Source organism: Galactobacter sp. (assembly GCF_022712295.1).
Classification (GTDB): Bacteria; Actinomycetota; Actinomycetes; order Actinomycetales; family Micrococcaceae; genus Galactobacter.
Window position 1 is genome coordinate 1 of sequence record NZ_JALAGT010000181.1, and the last position, 16,405, is coordinate 16,405.

At 65.1% G+C, this 16,405-nt stretch carries 12 protein-coding genes; 5 read left to right on the plus strand and 7 right to left on the minus strand.

Annotation, left to right across the window (positions count from 1 at the left end):
• Positions 1–250 precede the first annotated feature (250 nt).
• Together Q0A15_RS13020 and Q0A15_RS13025 are read right to left on the minus strand one after the other, a co-directional pair.
• Positions 251–1,039 carry an IclR family transcriptional regulator gene (locus Q0A15_RS13020; protein ID WP_291279957.1) on the minus strand — a complete coding sequence of 263 codons (789 nt, stop codon included), beginning with the start codon at positions 1,037–1,039 and terminating at the stop codon, positions 251–253.
• A gap of 220 nt (positions 1,040–1,259) precedes the next feature.
• Positions 1,260–2,771 (minus strand): aldehyde dehydrogenase family protein, encoded by a 1,512-nt coding sequence (locus Q0A15_RS13025; protein WP_291279958.1) that lies wholly within the window; start codon positions 2,769–2,771, stop codon positions 1,260–1,262.
• 148 nt (positions 2,772–2,919) lie between these two features.
• Here Q0A15_RS13025 and Q0A15_RS13030 point away from each other — a divergent pair, with 148 nt between their 5' ends.
• The 3 genes from Q0A15_RS13030 to dapA all read left to right on the plus strand — a co-directional run bounded on the left by Q0A15_RS13030 (position 2,920) and on the right by dapA (position 6,165).
• The gene (locus tag Q0A15_RS13030) at positions 2,920–3,666 is read left to right on the plus strand and encodes a GntR family transcriptional regulator (protein ID WP_291279959.1); all 747 of its coding nucleotides are present in this window, start codon (positions 2,920–2,922) and stop codon (positions 3,664–3,666) included.
• A 154-nt stretch (positions 3,667–3,820) separates the two neighbouring features.
• On the plus strand, positions 3,821–5,227 hold the full coding sequence (locus Q0A15_RS13035) for an FAD-dependent oxidoreductase (RefSeq protein WP_291279960.1): 1,407 nt from the start codon (positions 3,821–3,823) through the stop codon (positions 5,225–5,227).
• Positions 5,228–5,286: 59 nt separating this feature from the next.
• Positions 5,287–6,165 carry a 4-hydroxy-tetrahydrodipicolinate synthase gene (gene dapA, locus Q0A15_RS13040; RefSeq protein ID WP_291279961.1) on the plus strand — a complete coding sequence of 293 codons (879 nt, stop codon included), beginning with the start codon at positions 5,287–5,289 and terminating at the stop codon, positions 6,163–6,165.
• A gap of 279 nt (positions 6,166–6,444) precedes the next feature.
• On the opposite strand, the gene Q0A15_RS13045 is transcribed toward dapA, so the two are convergent.
• From Q0A15_RS13045 to Q0A15_RS13065, 5 genes are all read right to left on the minus strand, one after another.
• Positions 6,445–7,149, minus strand: coding sequence for a GNAT family N-acetyltransferase (locus Q0A15_RS13045; protein WP_291279962.1), 705 nt, complete (start codon positions 7,147–7,149; stop codon positions 6,445–6,447).
• 19 nt (positions 7,150–7,168) lie between these two features.
• Complete coding sequence (gene map / locus Q0A15_RS13050) at positions 7,169–7,948, minus strand: type I methionyl aminopeptidase (RefSeq protein WP_291279963.1); 780 nt, start codon at positions 7,946–7,948, stop codon at positions 7,169–7,171.
• A 196-nt stretch (positions 7,949–8,144) separates the two neighbouring features.
• Positions 8,145–9,821 (minus strand): thiamine pyrophosphate-dependent enzyme, encoded by a 1,677-nt coding sequence (locus tag Q0A15_RS13055; protein WP_291279964.1) that lies wholly within the window; start codon positions 9,819–9,821, stop codon positions 8,145–8,147.
• 107 nt (positions 9,822–9,928) lie between these two features.
• The gene (locus tag Q0A15_RS13060) at positions 9,929–10,711 is read right to left on the minus strand and encodes a nicotinamide mononucleotide transporter (protein ID WP_291279965.1); all 783 of its coding nucleotides are present in this window, start codon (positions 10,709–10,711) and stop codon (positions 9,929–9,931) included.
• A 141-nt stretch (positions 10,712–10,852) separates the two neighbouring features.
• Positions 10,853–13,030 carry a S9 family peptidase gene (locus tag Q0A15_RS13065; protein WP_291279966.1) on the minus strand — a complete coding sequence of 726 codons (2,178 nt, stop codon included), beginning with the start codon at positions 13,028–13,030 and terminating at the stop codon, positions 10,853–10,855.
• A 222-nt stretch (positions 13,031–13,252) separates the two neighbouring features.
• Here Q0A15_RS13065 and Q0A15_RS15065 point away from each other — a divergent pair, with 222 nt between their 5' ends.
• On the plus strand, positions 13,253–15,559 hold the full coding sequence (locus tag Q0A15_RS15065; RefSeq protein WP_367273396.1) for an ABC transporter permease subunit: 2,307 nt from the start codon (positions 13,253–13,255) through the stop codon (positions 15,557–15,559).
• Positions 15,559–16,293 carry an amino acid ABC transporter ATP-binding protein gene (locus Q0A15_RS13080; protein WP_291279967.1) on the plus strand — a complete coding sequence of 245 codons (735 nt, stop codon included), beginning with the start codon at positions 15,559–15,561 and terminating at the stop codon, positions 16,291–16,293. The genes Q0A15_RS15065 and Q0A15_RS13080 overlap by 1 nt, the downstream gene beginning before the upstream one ends.
• Positions 16,294–16,405 lie beyond the last annotated feature (112 nt).

A 16,405-nucleotide genomic window follows, 5' to 3' on the forward strand; every position in this document is an offset into this window, starting at 1 on the left:
AAGAGGCGGTATCCGGTGTTCGGATACCGCCTCTCGCGTTTCGCCTCCGTGAGGCCGGCCTAGTGCTTCAGTACTTCAGGGCTGCTGGGTTGTAGGGCTACAGAGCGCTAGTGACGACTTTCGAGGCGTCGTTCATCGATGCAGCCGGCGGGATGATCACCACCGTCTCACTTGAGCGGCGGTGGGAGTTGTCCAGGGTGCGCCCTACCTATCGGACGCATGGAACGGGCTTCAAGCCGCAATGCGAGGGTCACCCCGGGGTCGTGTTCAGATGCGTCCTGACCCGTTCCGCCCCCTCGATGAGGGCCTGGGTCAGGGTTCGCCGTCGTTCGGCATCGATGCGGTGGGCCAAGCCAACCCAGGTGAGGATGGCCATGAGCGTCCCGGCGCTGTCACGGATGGGAACCGCAACAGAGACGATGTCGTCTTCGAGTTCGCGGTCGGTGATGGCCCAGCCCTGGCGGCGGATCTGTTCCAACTCAGCGGTCAGGTCCGATTGGGTGGTGATGGTTTTGTCCGTCAGGGCCGGCAACTCCGGACCGGTCGCGGTCAACACCTGGGGCTCGGTGAGTTCCGCCAGGAGCAGCTTCCCGGTGGAGGAAGCATGCAGCGGCCAGGTCTGCCCGTTCATCTGCGACATCTCGAGACCGATGACGTGCGGATTCGCCTGGGCAACCAGATCCAGACCGTAGCGGCCTCGACGCAGAGACAGGGTGACCGTCTCCCCCAGTTCGTCGGCGAGTTCTTCGATGATCCCGGAGATCCGTGGGACCAGAGTCGAAACGGGGTCCACCGAGTCAGCTATGCGTGCCAGGTCCCAGCCAAGCGAGTACAGCGTGTCCGTCCTCGACACGAAGCCCTCCTCCTCGAGCGTCATCAGGAGACGGAACACTGTGGCACGTGGCAACCCGACGGACTGAGCCACGTCCGTGGCGGTCATCGGCAGGTCGGATGCGGACAGCGCACGCAGGATCTGGATGGCACGGACCACGGATCTGTTGGCTGTGGGGCCGGAGGACTCGCTGGAGCTGCGGGGCATGGGCTGCCTTTCTAGTAGCCGTCTCCTCCACTGTATCCAGCGGGTAGCCGCGGCAATTCACAAAGGCATCGAATACGACAGGATGCTGCCGTATCGGACCGCGACGCGTGTAACGCGTCCTCCGCCCGAGGGTTCGGACAGTTTCTGGAAATGCGGGCACGGATCGTGCCCCCATTTCCGGAAACTGCCTCCTGATGGAGTGCGCTGGCGGAGCCGTTGCTCAGGCGTGGTTGTGTTGGATGTGCTTGGTGCGGGAGTAGTCCTGCAGGGCGTAGATGGACAGGTCGCGGCCGTAGCCGGAGCCCTTGAACCCGCCCCATGGGACCTCGTTGGCCAGCACCAGGTGGGTGTTGACCCACACGGTGCCGAAGTCCAGCTGCAACGGCAGTTCCATGGCGGCCTTCGCGTTGGAGGTCCACACGGAGGCGGCCAGCCCGTACTTGACGTCGTTGGCCCGCTCGATGGCCTCTTCCGTGGTCTCGAACGTCTCGATGGTGACCACGGGACCGAAGATCTCCTCATGCGCGGCCTCGGAATCCGGCGCCACGTTGGTGAGGATGGTGGGCTCGTAGAAGAACCCCTCGCCCGCGGCCGCCTGGCCACCGATCACGGGAATCGCGCCGTCGTCGATGGCGCGCCGCACGAAGGCCTTGACGCGTTCGAACTGGGCCTCGGTGATGAAGGGGCCCAACTCGACGGACTCGGAAGCACGGTGGTCTCCGATCACGAAGGTCTCCACCTGCGCCTTGAGCAACTTGGTGAATTCGTCCGCGACCGACTCGTGGATCAGCACGCGGGTGCCCGCACCACATTCCTGCCCGTTGTTGTAGTACCCGGCGGTGCGGATCAGTTCGGCTGCCTCGGGCAGGTCCGCGTCGGCCAGAATCACCATGGGTGCCTTGCCACCCAACTCCAGATGCACCCGCTTGAGGCTGGCTGAGGCCGATTCTGCAACGGCGGAACCGGCCCGCACGGATCCGGTGAGGGCGACCATGTCGATGCTGGGGTGAGAGGAGAGGGCGTCTCCCACCGCGGTCCCCTTACCCAACACCACGTTCAGGACACCGGCCGGAAGCAGGTCGGCCTCGTCGATGAGCTGCGCCAGCTTCAGCAGCGACAACGGAGTCTGCTCCGAGGGTTTGATGATGAGCGTGTTGCCCGCGGCCAGGATCGGCGCGATCTTCCACACGCCCATGAGCAGCGGGTAGTTCCACGGGACCACTGCACCGATCACGCCGATGGGTTCGCGCACCACCACGGAGGTGTGCCCGGGGTAGTACTCGCCTGAGCCCAACTCGGTGTATGCACGGGCCGCACCGGCGGAGAAACGGAAGCAATCGGCGGCACCGGCCACGTCGTCATCCGAGGTGGAGAGCGGCTTGCCGGTGTCCAAGGACTCCAGTGCCTTCAGCACCTCCGCGTTGGCCTCCACCAGATCGGCGATCTTCAGCAGCGCGGCCGCCCTGTCGCCGGGGGTGGTCCGCCCCCAGGCACGCCGGGCAAGCACGGCTGCCTGCACCGCCTTGTCCACGTCCGAGACGGTGCCGGACGGAACCTGGGCCACCGCGGCACCCGTCGAAGGATCGACCAGGGTCTCGGTGTCACTTCCGTCGGAGTCGACGAAGGCCCCGCCGATGTAGTGCTGCAGCGGAGGGAACTCGGGGAGCACCGACTCCGGTGATCCCGCGGCGGTCTCGGGGCGGAGCACGGTCACGGTCGGATTCTGGGTCATGAGGGTCCTTCGGATCATGAGGCGGTGCGATCGGCTCCTTCTCGTGGGCCGGATCACAATCTTTGGATGAGATCACATCTCACCACTGGTCGGCTGCTCCTGTCCATATCCGGCATGTAAAACGTGGTCTGTGTCTAGGATGTTCACCATGGCTTTGACACCTTTGGAACCCGGACCTTTGGCGGGCGAGCGCGCGTTCGAAGCCCTGCATCACGCCATTGTGACCGGTGAGCTGCCGGTCGGTTACCGGCTCAGGATTCGTGATTTGGCGCGGGAACTGGACATTTCCACCATGCCGGTGCGGCAAGCCATCAGGCGATTGGAGGAGCAGGGGCTCGCAACCTCGGAACCGTATCGGGGTGCAGTGGTCCGGGGGTTCAGCGACCGTGAGTTGTTGGATCTCTATGCGGTCCGGACCTTGCTGGAGACGGATGCCACCGTCATCGGGATCGCGTCTCTCACCGAGACCGATCTGGAGCAACTGCAACGTGAACTCGAGGCCATGACCACGGCGCTGGATGCTGCGGATGCCGCCGACTACATGCACCATGACGAAGCGTTCCTCGGAATCGTCTATCAGGCAGCGGGCAATGAGGTCATGATGGAGATGATCCACAGTCTCTGGCATCGCTGCCGCCCCTACAAGCTCCTTGGTGTGCAACACGAGTTGGAGGTGCAGGAGAGCCTGGCAGCCGTTGAGATCCCGGGGATTCCCGTGGGGTACGTGCCACTCTTGGAGTACCAGCGCCAACTGTTGGAGGCCGCCCGGAGGGGAGACGCCGCGGCGGCACGGCAGGCCACCCAGGACTCACTTGCGGCGGCTACGAGGCGCGTCCGTATGGGCCTCGTTTCCCCGCGTTCGGAAGTGGACTCTGAGGATCGGAACTCAGCCTGAATTGTTTCCGTCGTGGGACACGGAAAATAAATCCCCAGCCACCTCTTGTCGCATCTGTGATCACATTTTAGAGTCATCTCACCGCGTGTGATCACGGACTCGAACGAACCCACTTCACGCCGGTCAAAAAACGACGTGACGTGAGGAGGAGACCATGCGAGACATGATCGTGGTGGGGGCCGGGTTGGCGGGGCTCTCTGCCGGCTGGAGGCTGCGACACTGGGACACCCTGGTACTGGAAGCATCGACCAGGGTGGGCGGACGACTCTCGTCCGAACGACGGGGGGACTACTGGCTGAACTGGGGCGGACACGTCTTCTCCGGACCTGGATCCTCCACCGACCGGTTGTTGGGTGAGATCGGCGTTGAGGCGGTGGACATCCCCGGTTCGCTGCAGGGCATGGCGATGAACGGGGCGTTCATCAAGAAGGGGCACATTGCGACCTACCCCTTCCGCATCCCCATGTCGGCCAAGGCCAAGGTTGCTGCGGTGCGCACCGGCGCCAAGTTGATCACCCAGGTGGCGCGCTACGTGGATGTGGTCCGGGTCCGCCCGGGCGAGTCCGGCGCCAAGCGTCAACAGCGCATCTATGACTTCGCCAACGATCGGACCTTCCAGGACTTCATCGGTGATCTGCCGGAGGACGCCGCCGCACTGTTCCGCACCACCGTGACTCGTTCCGCCGGCAACATGGACCAGATCTCCGCCGGCGCCGGCATCGGCTACTTCTCGCTGGTACTCGGCATGGGACAGGGTCTCAACCGCGGGATCGTGGGCGGACCCTCCACCCTGACCGAGTCCCTCTCCGTCGCCTTGGGTGACAGAGTGCGGCTGGGCGCCGTGGTGGACGAAGTCGTGGAACACGATGACCACGTGACCGTCCGCTGGACGGAATCCGGCGTCCAGCGTGAAGAGGCTGCCCGCACCGTGGTGATGGCGACGACAGCCGACGTCACCCACCGGGTAGGTGTGAACCTTCCGGAATCGCTGCGAGAGGCACTGAGCCTCGTGAAGTACGGCCCCCACGTCTCCACCGCTTTTCTGACCAATGAGACCGGACCCCGACCGTGGGATGACCTCTACGCCATCGCGGCGCCCAAGGCGTCATTCGCGATCGCTCTGAACCAAGCCTCCATCGTGCGTGGTGCCGAGACCACGCGGAAGCCGGGCGGATCGATGATGACGTTCTCTCCGGCCGGGCTGGGGGCGGCTCTGTTGGACAAACATGACGACGAGGTCAAGGACATCCACCTGCATGACCTCGACGCGATCCTGGGACACGGCTTCGCGGACTCGGTGGTGGAGGCCCACACCAAGCGCTGGGCCGTGGCGTCGCCCTACTGCTTCCCCGGTCGAGCCAAGCTGCAGACCACCCTGACCCGTGGATCTGACCGCGTGTTCTTGGCCGGCGACTTCCTCGGAACCCTCTACACAGAATCCGCCGTGACCTCAGGCTTCGAGGCCGCGCAACGGGCCGCGAGCATCGTGGCAACCCATCGTCAGCGCAGGCCTCTTCGTGCTCCGAGCGCCGACACCTCTCATCTGGCCGTGGTCGGCTGACCGCAGCCCGCCCCCCTTTTTTCAAGCTTCACCCCTTAACAGATAAGGAATATCCGACGATGTCGCAGCAGCTTTCTGGTGTTCTCACCGCCTTGGTCACCCCGTTCTCCGCTGATGGATCGGTGGATCATGCAACGTTGTCCAAGGTGGTGGAACGCTCCATCAGTGCCGGCGTTGACGGTGTGGTGGCCTGTGGTTCCACGGGCGAGGTCGGGGCCCTGACTGCGGCCGAGCGTGAGGCCGTGGTCTCCACGGTCGTCACCGCGGCAGCGGGCCGGGTCCCAGTGATCGCGCAGACCGGTGCCACCTCCACCGCGGAAGCCATCCGCCTCTCCAAGGCCGCGGAAGCAGCCGGCGCTGACGTGCTCATGCTCGTGACCCCGTACTACGAGCCCATGACCCTGGCCGAGACCGTGGCCTACCTGGATGCCGTCGCCGACGCCGTGACCAGTGAGGTGATGCTCTACAACATTCCCGGCGCCACCGGCGTCAACCTGGACCCCGACACCGTCCGGGGTCTGGCTGAACGTCACGAGAACGTCCGTTACATCAAGGACTCCTCGGCCAATTGGGAGCAGGCGTTGCAGTTGATCCACCACCATTCGGATGTGATCGGCACGTTCATCGGTTGGGACCCCTACCTCTATTCCGCCCTCGTGGAGGGCGCGGCGGGCGTCATGGCCGGAACCGGCAACGTGGTGCCTGATCAGATCGTGAACGTGGTGGCCGAGGTCAAGGCCGGTGACTTGGTTGGAGCGCGGGAGTCCTGGAACGCGCTCTACCCGGTGATCGATGCCCTCATCAGCCTGCCGTTCATCCCCGCGGTGAAGGCTGGCCTGGGGCTGCAGGGCTTGGAGGTCGGTGTCCCGCGGGCCCCCATGGCCACCCTCGACGCCGCCGAGACCGAACGCCTCAAGCACGTCCTCGCAGCACTCTGAGGCCCAGGTCCTCGCAGCGCTCTGAGCCGCAACCGGACAGCGTAGGTGCACACTGGGTAGCCGCGACCTCACTTGCTTTTCCCCCAGGCTTTCCGTCATGACCTCATACAGAACGCATGCGGTCATGACGGAAAGCCTCAGGACAAGCTGGTCGGTGGCTGTCTACCCGTTGATCCGCGGCGCCGTGGGACGTCAGACAGGGGGGCATGGCGCCGTAGGAGGTCAGGCCGGGAGCATTGCGCCGTGGGACGTCGGGCCGGGGTGTGATGCCGAGGGAGATCAGGCCTTGGGTGTGATCCCGAGTTCCGCCCGGATACCGTCCATGTCGCCCGTGACCTGCAGCGACCAGGGCGGGCGGCGGTGGGTCTCAGGCGTCAGGCGGACGTGTTGTTCCACCTGCGCCTTGCCGTCGATTACCACACGCTTGGTCCCGTTGTCCACGTAACCCACGGACCGGGAAGTACCCAGGGACTTCGCGTTCCAGTCGTAGGCACCCGAGGTCAGCTCCGTTGCACCCAGATGGTCCAGCGCCCAGAGCACCACGGCCTGCCGCATCTCGGATCCCAGGCCTTGGCCCTGGTGGGACGAGGTCAACCATGAACCGGAATCCAGCGATCGCAGCAGCTGGAATTCCCGACCGCGCACATCCTGGCGGCCGATGATCGGTGCCTCCCGCCAGTCCTCGACGTCGGCGTCGACACGTCGCACAGCGAAGCTGACCACCCAGGATTCGGGTTTCCGCTCGGCCCCTTCCGACCAGATGGAAGCTGCAGTTCCCGCTAAGATCTCCTCTCGCGATCCGCGGGACCATGGCGAAGCGAACGGCATCTCATCGTCCGGATGGATCCCGGCCACCGAGGCGTCGGCGAAGCCGACGATGTCCTCGTCCCAGGCGGGCCGCAGCGCGAGCCGCGGCGTGCGCAGGACGAGGCCGAACAGCGGCAGGTCGGATGCGAGCGGATGGACAGGGGCGCCGTCGGGCATGGAACTACCTCTGGACAAGTCAGGAACGGGCGGTCAGGATCAGGGGGCCGTCCTCGGTGATGGCCACGGTGTGCTCGGAGTGGGCGGTCACGGAGCCGTCCACGGACAGCAGCGTCCAGCCGTCCTCACCGGTGCGCAGCTTGTCGGTACCCGCCATGAACCAGGGCTCGATCGCGAAGACCATGCCGGGCACCAGCTTGTAGCCGCGGTGGGCCTTGCCGTCGTTGGCGATGTGCGGTTCCTCGTGCATGGTGTGGCCCACGCCGTGGCCGCCGAATTGCGTGTTGATCTTGAATCCGAGGGAGCGGCCCACCTCGCCGATGGCGTGGGAGATGTCGCCGATCTTGTTGCCGACGCGGGCCTCGGAGATGCCGGCCTCGAGCGCCTGTTCGGTGGCGTCGATGACGCGTTGGCCCTCCGGATTCGCGGCGCCGTCAGGAGAACCGACCACTACGGACAGGGCGGAGTCGGCGACCCAGCCGTGCAGGGAGGCGGCGAAGTCCACGCTGAGCACGTCCCCGGCCTTCAACACGTAGGAGTGCGGCTTGCCGTGCAGCACTGCGTCGTTGACGGAGGTGCACAGGGAGTATCCGAAGGGTCCGGAGCCGAAGGAGGGGGCGTAGTCCACGTAGCAGGACTCCGCCCCAGCATCGCGAATCATGGTGGCCGCCAGCTTGTCGAGTTCCAGCAGGTTCACACCGACGTCCGCCGTGGCCTTCAGTGCCGTCAACACGGATGCCACAAAACGTCCGGCCGGACGCATGGCCTCGACCTCTGCAGCTGACTTCAACTCGATCACGGTGTGCTCTTCCTCCAAATGGTGCGCTCCGGCTCGCGCGTCACAGCACGGCCCCACCCATTGTTTCACCTGCCCGGATATGGATCTGCCCCCGCTCTCGGATCCAGGGCACTGAAGCGGTGCCACGAATCCGAGGACGAGGACAGATTCCCAGAACTGGGGTAGATCCCGAGAACTGGGGCAGGACCGCCGGGACTCAGTACGCCTTGGCGCGCTGCTGCACCACGAGGTGGATCAGCGCGAAGCGGCCTTCCTCACGGATGACGCGCAGGGACTCTGCCAGGGCGTCGGCGATCTGGTCATTCGTCTCGACGCGGGCTCCGTAGCCGCCGAAGGCCTGGGCCATGAGCGCGAAGTCCGGGTTCGTCAGCTGCGTGCCGGAGATGCGGTGCGGGTAGGAACGCTCCTGATGGGTGCGGATGGTGCCGTACTCCTGGTTGTCCATCACGATGACAAGTGGGGTGGCTCCGTACTGGGTTGCGGTGGCCAACTCCTGCCCGTTCATGAGGAACTCGCCATCGCCTGCCACCGTCACGACGAGCCGATCGGGGAAGTTCAGCGAGGCAGCCACACCGGAGGGCACGGAGTAGCCCATGGACCCGTTGCGAGTGGAGATCATGGAGCCGTAGAACTCGGTGGGGAAGTAGCGGTGGGCCCAGTTGGTGTGCTCGCCGGCGCCGAACGTCACCATCGAATCCAAGGGGAGAGACGCCACCAGGTGGGCCATCATGGCGTCCATGGTGGCAGGCTGGTTGTCGGTGCTGGCCTCCTTGGGGGCCGCGAAGGCCTCCTGCTCGGCCCGCATGCGCTCGGTGAACGCGGTCCACTCGGGCTTCACGGGCAGATCCATCAGCACCAGGTCACGGACAAACGTGTCCGGCTTGGAGACGATCTGGTGCGTCACCGGGCCGGAGCGCCCGCGCAGGGACGGGTCCATGGTGATGATGAAGTTCTTCTGGTCCCAGTTCTGGCGGATGTCGAAGCCGTTGGTGATCACGTCACCGGGGACGGTGCCGACGAAGACCAGCAGGTCGGTCTCCTCCAGCAGATCGAAGGTGGGCTTGGGACGGCCATATCCGATGGGGCCCACATAGGAGGGGGAGGAGAAGGGAACCAGGCCCTCGCAACGCCACTCGGCTGCGGCGGCGAGGTGGTGCTCCTCGAGCCATGTGCTGAAGGTCTCCGCACCTTCCGTGGACCAGTCGTTGCCGCCGAAGACGAACAGCGGGCGCTCCGCTTCGAGCAGGGCGTCCTTGAGGGCCTTCCAGTCGGTGACGGTCATGCCGCCGGTTGCGACGGGGATGATCGGGTGGACGGGAGCATGGACCTGCTCGCGCAGGACGTCCTCGGGGAGGCCGACCACCACGGGTCCGGGACGACCGGACATGGCGGCGAACATGGCCTCCGCGACGATCTCGGATGCGCGCTCGGGGTGGTCAAGGACCATCACACGCTTGGCGCCGGACTCGAACCAGGCCTTGGGCTCGAACTCCTGGAAGGCCTCACGGTCACGGTGTTCGAACGGGATGAGCCCGACGAACAGCACCATGGGGGTGGAGTCCTGCCAGGCGGTGTGCAGACCGACGTGGGCGTTAGCGGCACCAGGACCGCGCGTGACCATCGCAATGCCGGGGAGCTGGTTGAGCTTGCCTTCGGCCTCAGCCATGTAGGCGGCGCCGCCCTCGTGGCGGCAGACCACGGTCTCCACGGAGGAGTTGTGCAGCCCGTCGAGGACGTCCAGGTAGCTCTCGCCCGGGACCACGTAGGCACGCTCGACGCCGTGGGCCACCAGGGAGTCGACGATCAGGTGTCCGGCTGAGCGGGACTCGGCTGCCGGCTGATTCGGCGTAGCGGTGGGGTCAAGGGACGTCATTGTGCCTCCGGAGGAATGCGGTTTGCAGTGGTTCCGCTCCGCGCGCCGTGGAAACGGCTGCAGGCATGAGCGGTTGCACCACGGTAACCGTTGGAGGCCCTGGGAACTTAGTTCTTTCCGCTGGGTGGGCCTTCTGTGACGCCTTCGGCGTCGTCGATCTCAGTGCCCGACGGCGTTGGCTCGGCTTCGTCTTCTCCCTGGTCCGCCGCGCTTTCGGCGGCATCCGGCACGGGGGAACCCCAGGCGAAGAACCCGTACACCGAGGTGATCAGTACCACGACGTAGGCGAAGAGGTAGACGAACAGGCCGAGGTCGGGCCGGGATGCCGGATGCGTGGCCGTGTAGAGCGCCAGCCCCAGGGAGCCCACCAACGGGAAGAACCATGCCCAGCGGCCGCCGAATCCGATCCCCACGAATCCGGCGGCGATGAGGGCCGTGAATCCGTAACTGAGCCACGGGACCAGCATGCCTTCGCCGAAGAGCACCTTGGGCTCGGTCAGTGCCTGACCGAACTGCAGCAGGGCGAGCACGAACGCGAGGGCCAAGAGCGCGATGACGGCGACCACGGAGAAGCGTTGGTTGTGGACACGACGAGTGAATCGCCCGGCCAGTTCGGAGCGGCTGAAGCCGTACATACCTACTGCGGCACAGGCGAAGAGCGGGAAGGCTCCGAGCAGCGTCCAGAGGTTGGACTGGCCGGGGTAGAGGGAGATCGCGATGGGCCCCGCGAAGTAGCCCAGCATCACGACCCACCAACCCAGGTCATTGCGACGGGCCAGGAAGACCAGGCCAACGGCGATCAGGACGAAACTCACCACGGTGAGCAACGACATGGTGGAGGCGGCTGTGCCTGCCGGGTAGCCGGTGATGTTCTGGATGAGCTCGTTCAAGCTGGTGGTGCACCCTCTTCGTCGGCCGTCCGTGGGTGTGGGGTCTCGCGGACGGGCATACGTGGCAGATCGATGGAGGCACGGGAATCCCCGAGCCGACAGGTCAGTCTACCGGCCCGTGCTGAGTCCACTACGTGCCCGTCAGGCCTCGGTGTCCAAGGCCGACAGCAGCCACGCGTAGTCCCAGGCTCGGTCCTTCCAGCCCTCGTAGCGTCCGGAGGCGCCGCCATGGCCGCCATCCATCTCGATGGTCATGACGGTCTCCTTCCCCGATGTGGACTTGTCGCGCAGAGCCTGCACCCACTTGGCCGGCTCGACATAGAGCACCCGGGTGTCGTTCAGTGACGTGCGGGCAGCGATCAGCGGGTAGTCCTGGTCCGTGACGTTGTCGTAGGGGGAGTAGGAGCGCATGTACTCGAAGACCTCGGCGTCCTCGATCGGGTTGCCCCATTCCTCCCATTCCAACGCCGACAAGGGCAGGTCCGGGTCCAGGATGGAGGTCAGTGCATCCACGAACGGCACCTGGGCCAGGATCGCCTTGTACAGTTCCGGCGCCAGATTGGCCACGGCGCCCATCAACAGCCCGCCGGCGGATCCGCCCATCGCGGCCACCCGAGTCGGATCCCCCCAGCCGGCCTGCACCAGCCAGCGGGTGGCGTCGACGAAGTCCGTGAAGGTGTTCTTCTTCTTCAGCTTCTTGCCGTCCAAGTACCAGTGGCGTCCGCGCTCGCCGCCACCCCGGACGTGGGCCACGGCGAAGACCACGCCGCGGTCCAGCAGCGACAGGCGTGCGACCCCGAAACCGGGGTCCATGCTTGCCTCGTAGGACCCGTAGCCGTAGACCACCAGAGGCGCGGTGCCATCCGCCACCACGTCGGCCCGACGCATGACGGTCAGCGGGATCTGCGTCCCGTCCTCCGCGTCGGCCCACTCCCGAGTCACCTGATAACGAGACAGGTCCACGTCCTTGACCGGGGTCCGCTTCAGCAGTCGGTCCTCACCGGTGGCCAGAACGACCTCGTGGATCTCGGCAGGCAGCAGGTCCCCGGCGCGGGACAGCCGCACGGTCGGAGCCTCGAACGCTGTCGAGACCAACCCCACGCTCAGCGGCACGGAACCTGCGGAGGAGCCCGGAGCCAGGTCGTCGAGCAGGGGATCTCCCACCAGTGGTGCCGAAACGGGTGCCTGCGCTGGTGTCCCCAAACCCGCCAGTGGCAGGGTCCACACGCGCGGCACGGTGTCCTCACGCACGCCCACGAACGCATACGAGGCGTTCGCAGTGATGCCGTCCAACTTCGTCTCCTCGGACGTTCCGATCACAGGGACCCAGTCCGCGGGATCCCCACCCAGCGCAGGCGCCAGCGAAAGCAGACCATTCGGTGCATCGAGATCGTGCAGGATCAGCAGCCTGCGCTCGCCGTCCACGGCAACCGGAACCACCTGGTGCAGCGTCCGCAGTTCCCGGGGCACCACCTTCACGGGGACGGTACCGGCCGTCATGCCCGGCCAGACCCAGGTCTCGCCCCATTCGGCGTTGCCGGCGTTGATGATCAGATCCTGATCGTCGGGGGAGGTACCCGCCCCCAACCACAGACCGGCATCGGACTCGGAGAAGAGCACTTGGTCCTCGGCCACCGGGGTCCCGAGGGTATGAACGTGCAGGCGGTCGGGCCGCCAGGTCTCGTCCACGGTCGTGTAGATCACCCGCATGCCGTCCGGGGTGAAGACCGGGTCGTCGAACGTGTCCTCGATGACGTCGTCCAGATCGGTACCGGTGGAGAGGTCCCGGATGTGCAAGGTGAAACGTTCATCGCCTGCGTTGTCCACCGTGTAGGCCAACAGATTGCCATCGCCCGAGACGCACATCCCACCCAAGGAGAAGAACGGCTTTCCCTCGGCTTCGACGTTTCCGTCGATCAGGATCTGTTCCCCGGGGACGGGCACACCCGGAGTCAGGGTCGGGGGCGTCCAATCCGCCTCAGGCTCTCCGGTGTCCTGCGCCTTCACCCGGGCGTGGATCGGGTACTGCTTACCCTGCTCAGTGCGGGCGTAGTACCACCAGCCGCGTTCACGTGCAGGCACGGAGAGGTCTGTCTCCACGGTGCGGGACTTGATCTCGTTGAAGATGGCGTCCCGCAACGGCTGCTGGTCGGCCGTGACGGCGGCGGCATAGGCGTCCTCGGCTCGCAGATGCGCCAGCACCTCCTCCGACTCCTTGTCCCGGAGCCACTCCCAGTTGTCGTTGCGCGTGACACCGTGGTGGACGGTGGAGACTGGGCGTTTGGGTGCAACCGGGGGTTTGGGTGAGGAAGCGGTCATGCTCTCCATTGTGGTGCACGCCCGCCCGGATTCCAGTCGTGAAGCCAACCGGGCAGCACGTCACGGGTTCGGGGCGGGCCGCCAGCCATTCGTTAGAGTGGTCCCACTCACGGCCCCACGTGATAACGGTCCGGTGACCGAGATGCAGCGTCGGCGTTTCGTCCGGTCGGGGACACACGGTCAGGGGCTACGCACCCGATATTCGAGGAACGGGACAGAAAAGTGAAACAACCAATTCGTAGACGGGGACTGCGGGCCGTGCTCGGCTCGCTCCTCGCGGCGTTCGTGGTCGGAGCCGTCGCGGTTCCGGCGACGGCCGCGACAGCGGCCCCAGCAGCGGCGAGCACAGAGTCGTCGAGCAATGTGAAGTCCACAGCCGTCCACGTCTCCAGTGTCAAGGCGCAGCAGGCCAAGGCAGCGGTGAAGGGTAAGACCTTCACCATCGCCACGGACACCACGTTCGCTCCGTTCGAGTTCCGCCAGGGCGGCAAGCTCGTCGGCATCGACATGGACATCATCAACGCGATCGCCAAGAAGCAGGGCTTCAAGGTGAACATCCAGTCGCTGGGCTTCCAGGCCGCGGTCTCTGCCGTGACCTCGGGCCAGGCGGACGGCGTCATCGCGGGTATGTCCATCACGGATGAGCGCAAGCAGACCTTCGATTTCTCGGATCCGTACTTCGACTCCGGCGTCCAGATGGCCGTGTCCTCTGACAACAACGACATCAAGGGTTACGAGGACCTCAAGGGCAAGACCGTGGTGGCGAAGGCCGGTACGGAGGGCGAATCCGCTGCCAAGGATCTCGCCAAGAAGTACGACTTCAAGGTCAAGAACCTTGATCAGTCCACCAACCTCGTGGAGTCCGTCAAGAACAAGTCCGCCGTGGCGGTGTTCGATGATTACCCGGTGCTGGCCTACGGCATCGAGCAGGGCTCCGGCCTGAAGGCGGTCACCGAGAAGATCGAGGGCGGTCAGTACGGCTTCGCCGTGAAGAAGAATCAGAATGCTGAACTTCTGACCGCGTTCAACGACGGCCTGGCAGAGCTCAAGGAGTCCGGCGAGTACGACGACATCCTCACCAAGTACCTGGGCGAGGACGCTGCGACGGACAACGCCCCGACGGAGGAAGTCCCGATCCCGGACGACGTGGCCGCCGCCGTGAAGGGCAAGACCTTCACCATCGCGACGGACACCACCTTCGCGCCGTTCGAGTTCCGCAAGAACGGCAAACTCGTGGGTATCGACATGGACCTCCTGAACGCGATCGCGGACAAGGTCGGGTTCAAGGTGAAGGTCCAGTCGCTGGGCTTCCAGGCCGCGGTTTCTGCGACCACCTCCGGTCAGGCCGACGGCGTGATCGCGGGTATGTCCATCACGGATGAGCGCAAGCAGACATTCGATTTCTCGGATCCGTACTTCGACTCCGGTGTCCAGATGGCCGTGTCGAAGTCCAACACGGACGTCAAGGGTTACGAGGATCTCAAAGGCGAGACAGTGGCCGTGAAGACCGGCACCGAGTCAGAGGCGGAGGCCAAGAAGCTGGCCAAGAAGTACGACTTCAAGGTCAAGGGATTGGACCAGTCCACCAACCTCGTGGAGTCGGTGAAGAACGGCACGGCCGTGGCGATCTTCGATGACTACCCGGTGCTGGCCTACGGCATCGAGCAGGGTTCCGGGTTGAAGGCCGTCACCGAGAAGATCGAGGGCGGCCAGTACGGTTTCGCCGTGGCCAAGGACAAGAACGCGGACCTGTTGGCCGCCTTCGACGCCGGGCTGGAGAACCTCAAGTCCACCGGTGATTACGACAAGATCCTTGCGACCTACCTCGGCGACGACGACTCCGGTTCCTCCGGAAGCGGCAGTGGCAGCTCCGAGAAGTCCAACTTCTTCGAGCTCCTGGCGGACTCCTGGCCCACGTTGGCCAAGGGCCTCGGCAACACTGTTCTGATCACCCTGGTGGCCTTCGTGATCGCGTTGGCCCTCGGCCTGATCTTCGGGTTCATGAAGATCGCCCCGTCCATCTGGTTGCGCGGTATCGCCACCACCTACGTGTCCATCTTCCGTGGCACACCGATCCTGGTCTGGGCGTTCCTGTTCTACTTCGGTCTTCCGCAGATCACGGGTGCATCGGGCAACATCTTCTGGGCAGGTGTCGCCACCTTGGCCCTGAACTCCGGCGCCTACCTGACCGAGATCATCCGCGGTGCGTTGCAGTCCGTGGATCCCGGGCAGATGGAGGCCTCGCGGTCCCTGGGCCTCGGTTGGGGCCGTTCCATGCAGCGCGTGGTGGTTCCGCAGGCCGTGAAGATCGCGACCCCGTCCATCATCAACCAGTTGGTGATCACGCTGAAGGACTCGTCCCTGTTGCTGACCATCGGCTTCGCTGAACTGCTGTACCAGGCGCAGCAGATCTACGCGTCCAACTACCGCACCACTGAGATGCTGATCATCGTCGGCATCATCTACTTCGTGGTGATCACCCTGCTGACCTGGCTGGCCAACTACGTGGACAAGAAGGTGAACAAGTGATGAGCGACGCGGTGATCGAGGTCAAGGACCTCACCAAGTCCTTCGGAGACAATCACGTGCTGAAGGGGATCGACCTCTCGGTCAACGAGGGGGAGGTCATCTCGCTGATCGGCCCCTCCGGTTCCGGTAAGTCCACTATCCTGCGCTGCCTGAACCGGTTGGAAGAACCGACTTCCGGTTCCGTGATCGTGGACGGCTTCGACCTCATGGACAAGCAGGTGAACATCAACGAGGTTCGCCGCCACGTGGGGATGGTGTTCCAGCACTTCAACCTCTTCCCGAACATGTCGGTGATCGAGAATGTGATGCTGGCGCCCGTGGACACCGGAAAGAGGTCCAAGGCAGATGCTCGTAAGCAGGCCGAAGGGTTGTTGGAGCGCGTGGGGCTGGCCGAGAAGGCCAACGCCCGCCCGGCACAGCTCTCCGGCGGCCAGAAGCAGCGTGTGGCGATTGCCCGAGCGTTGGCGATGGAGCCCAAGATCATGCTCTTCGACGAGGCGACCTCCGCCTTGGACCCGGAGATGGTCGGGGAGGTGCTGCAGGTGATCCGTGAGCTGGCGCAGTCTGGCATGACCATGGTGCTGGTGACCCACGAGATGGGCTTTGCCCGCGAGGTCTGCAACCGCGTGGTCTTCCTGGCCGATGGTGTGGTCTGCGAGACCAACACGCCAGAGGAACTCTTCGGCAACCCACAGAAGGAGCGCACACAGGACTTCCTGTCCAAGGTGCTCTGAGGTTCCCCTCCCAGGGTTTCTTTCCCAAGGCCCGACGGCGGTGCACGCCACGGGGACGCGCAGCGAGCACCCCGCTCGGCCGGGGTGGGTGGGGGAGGAGGGGGGGGGGGCC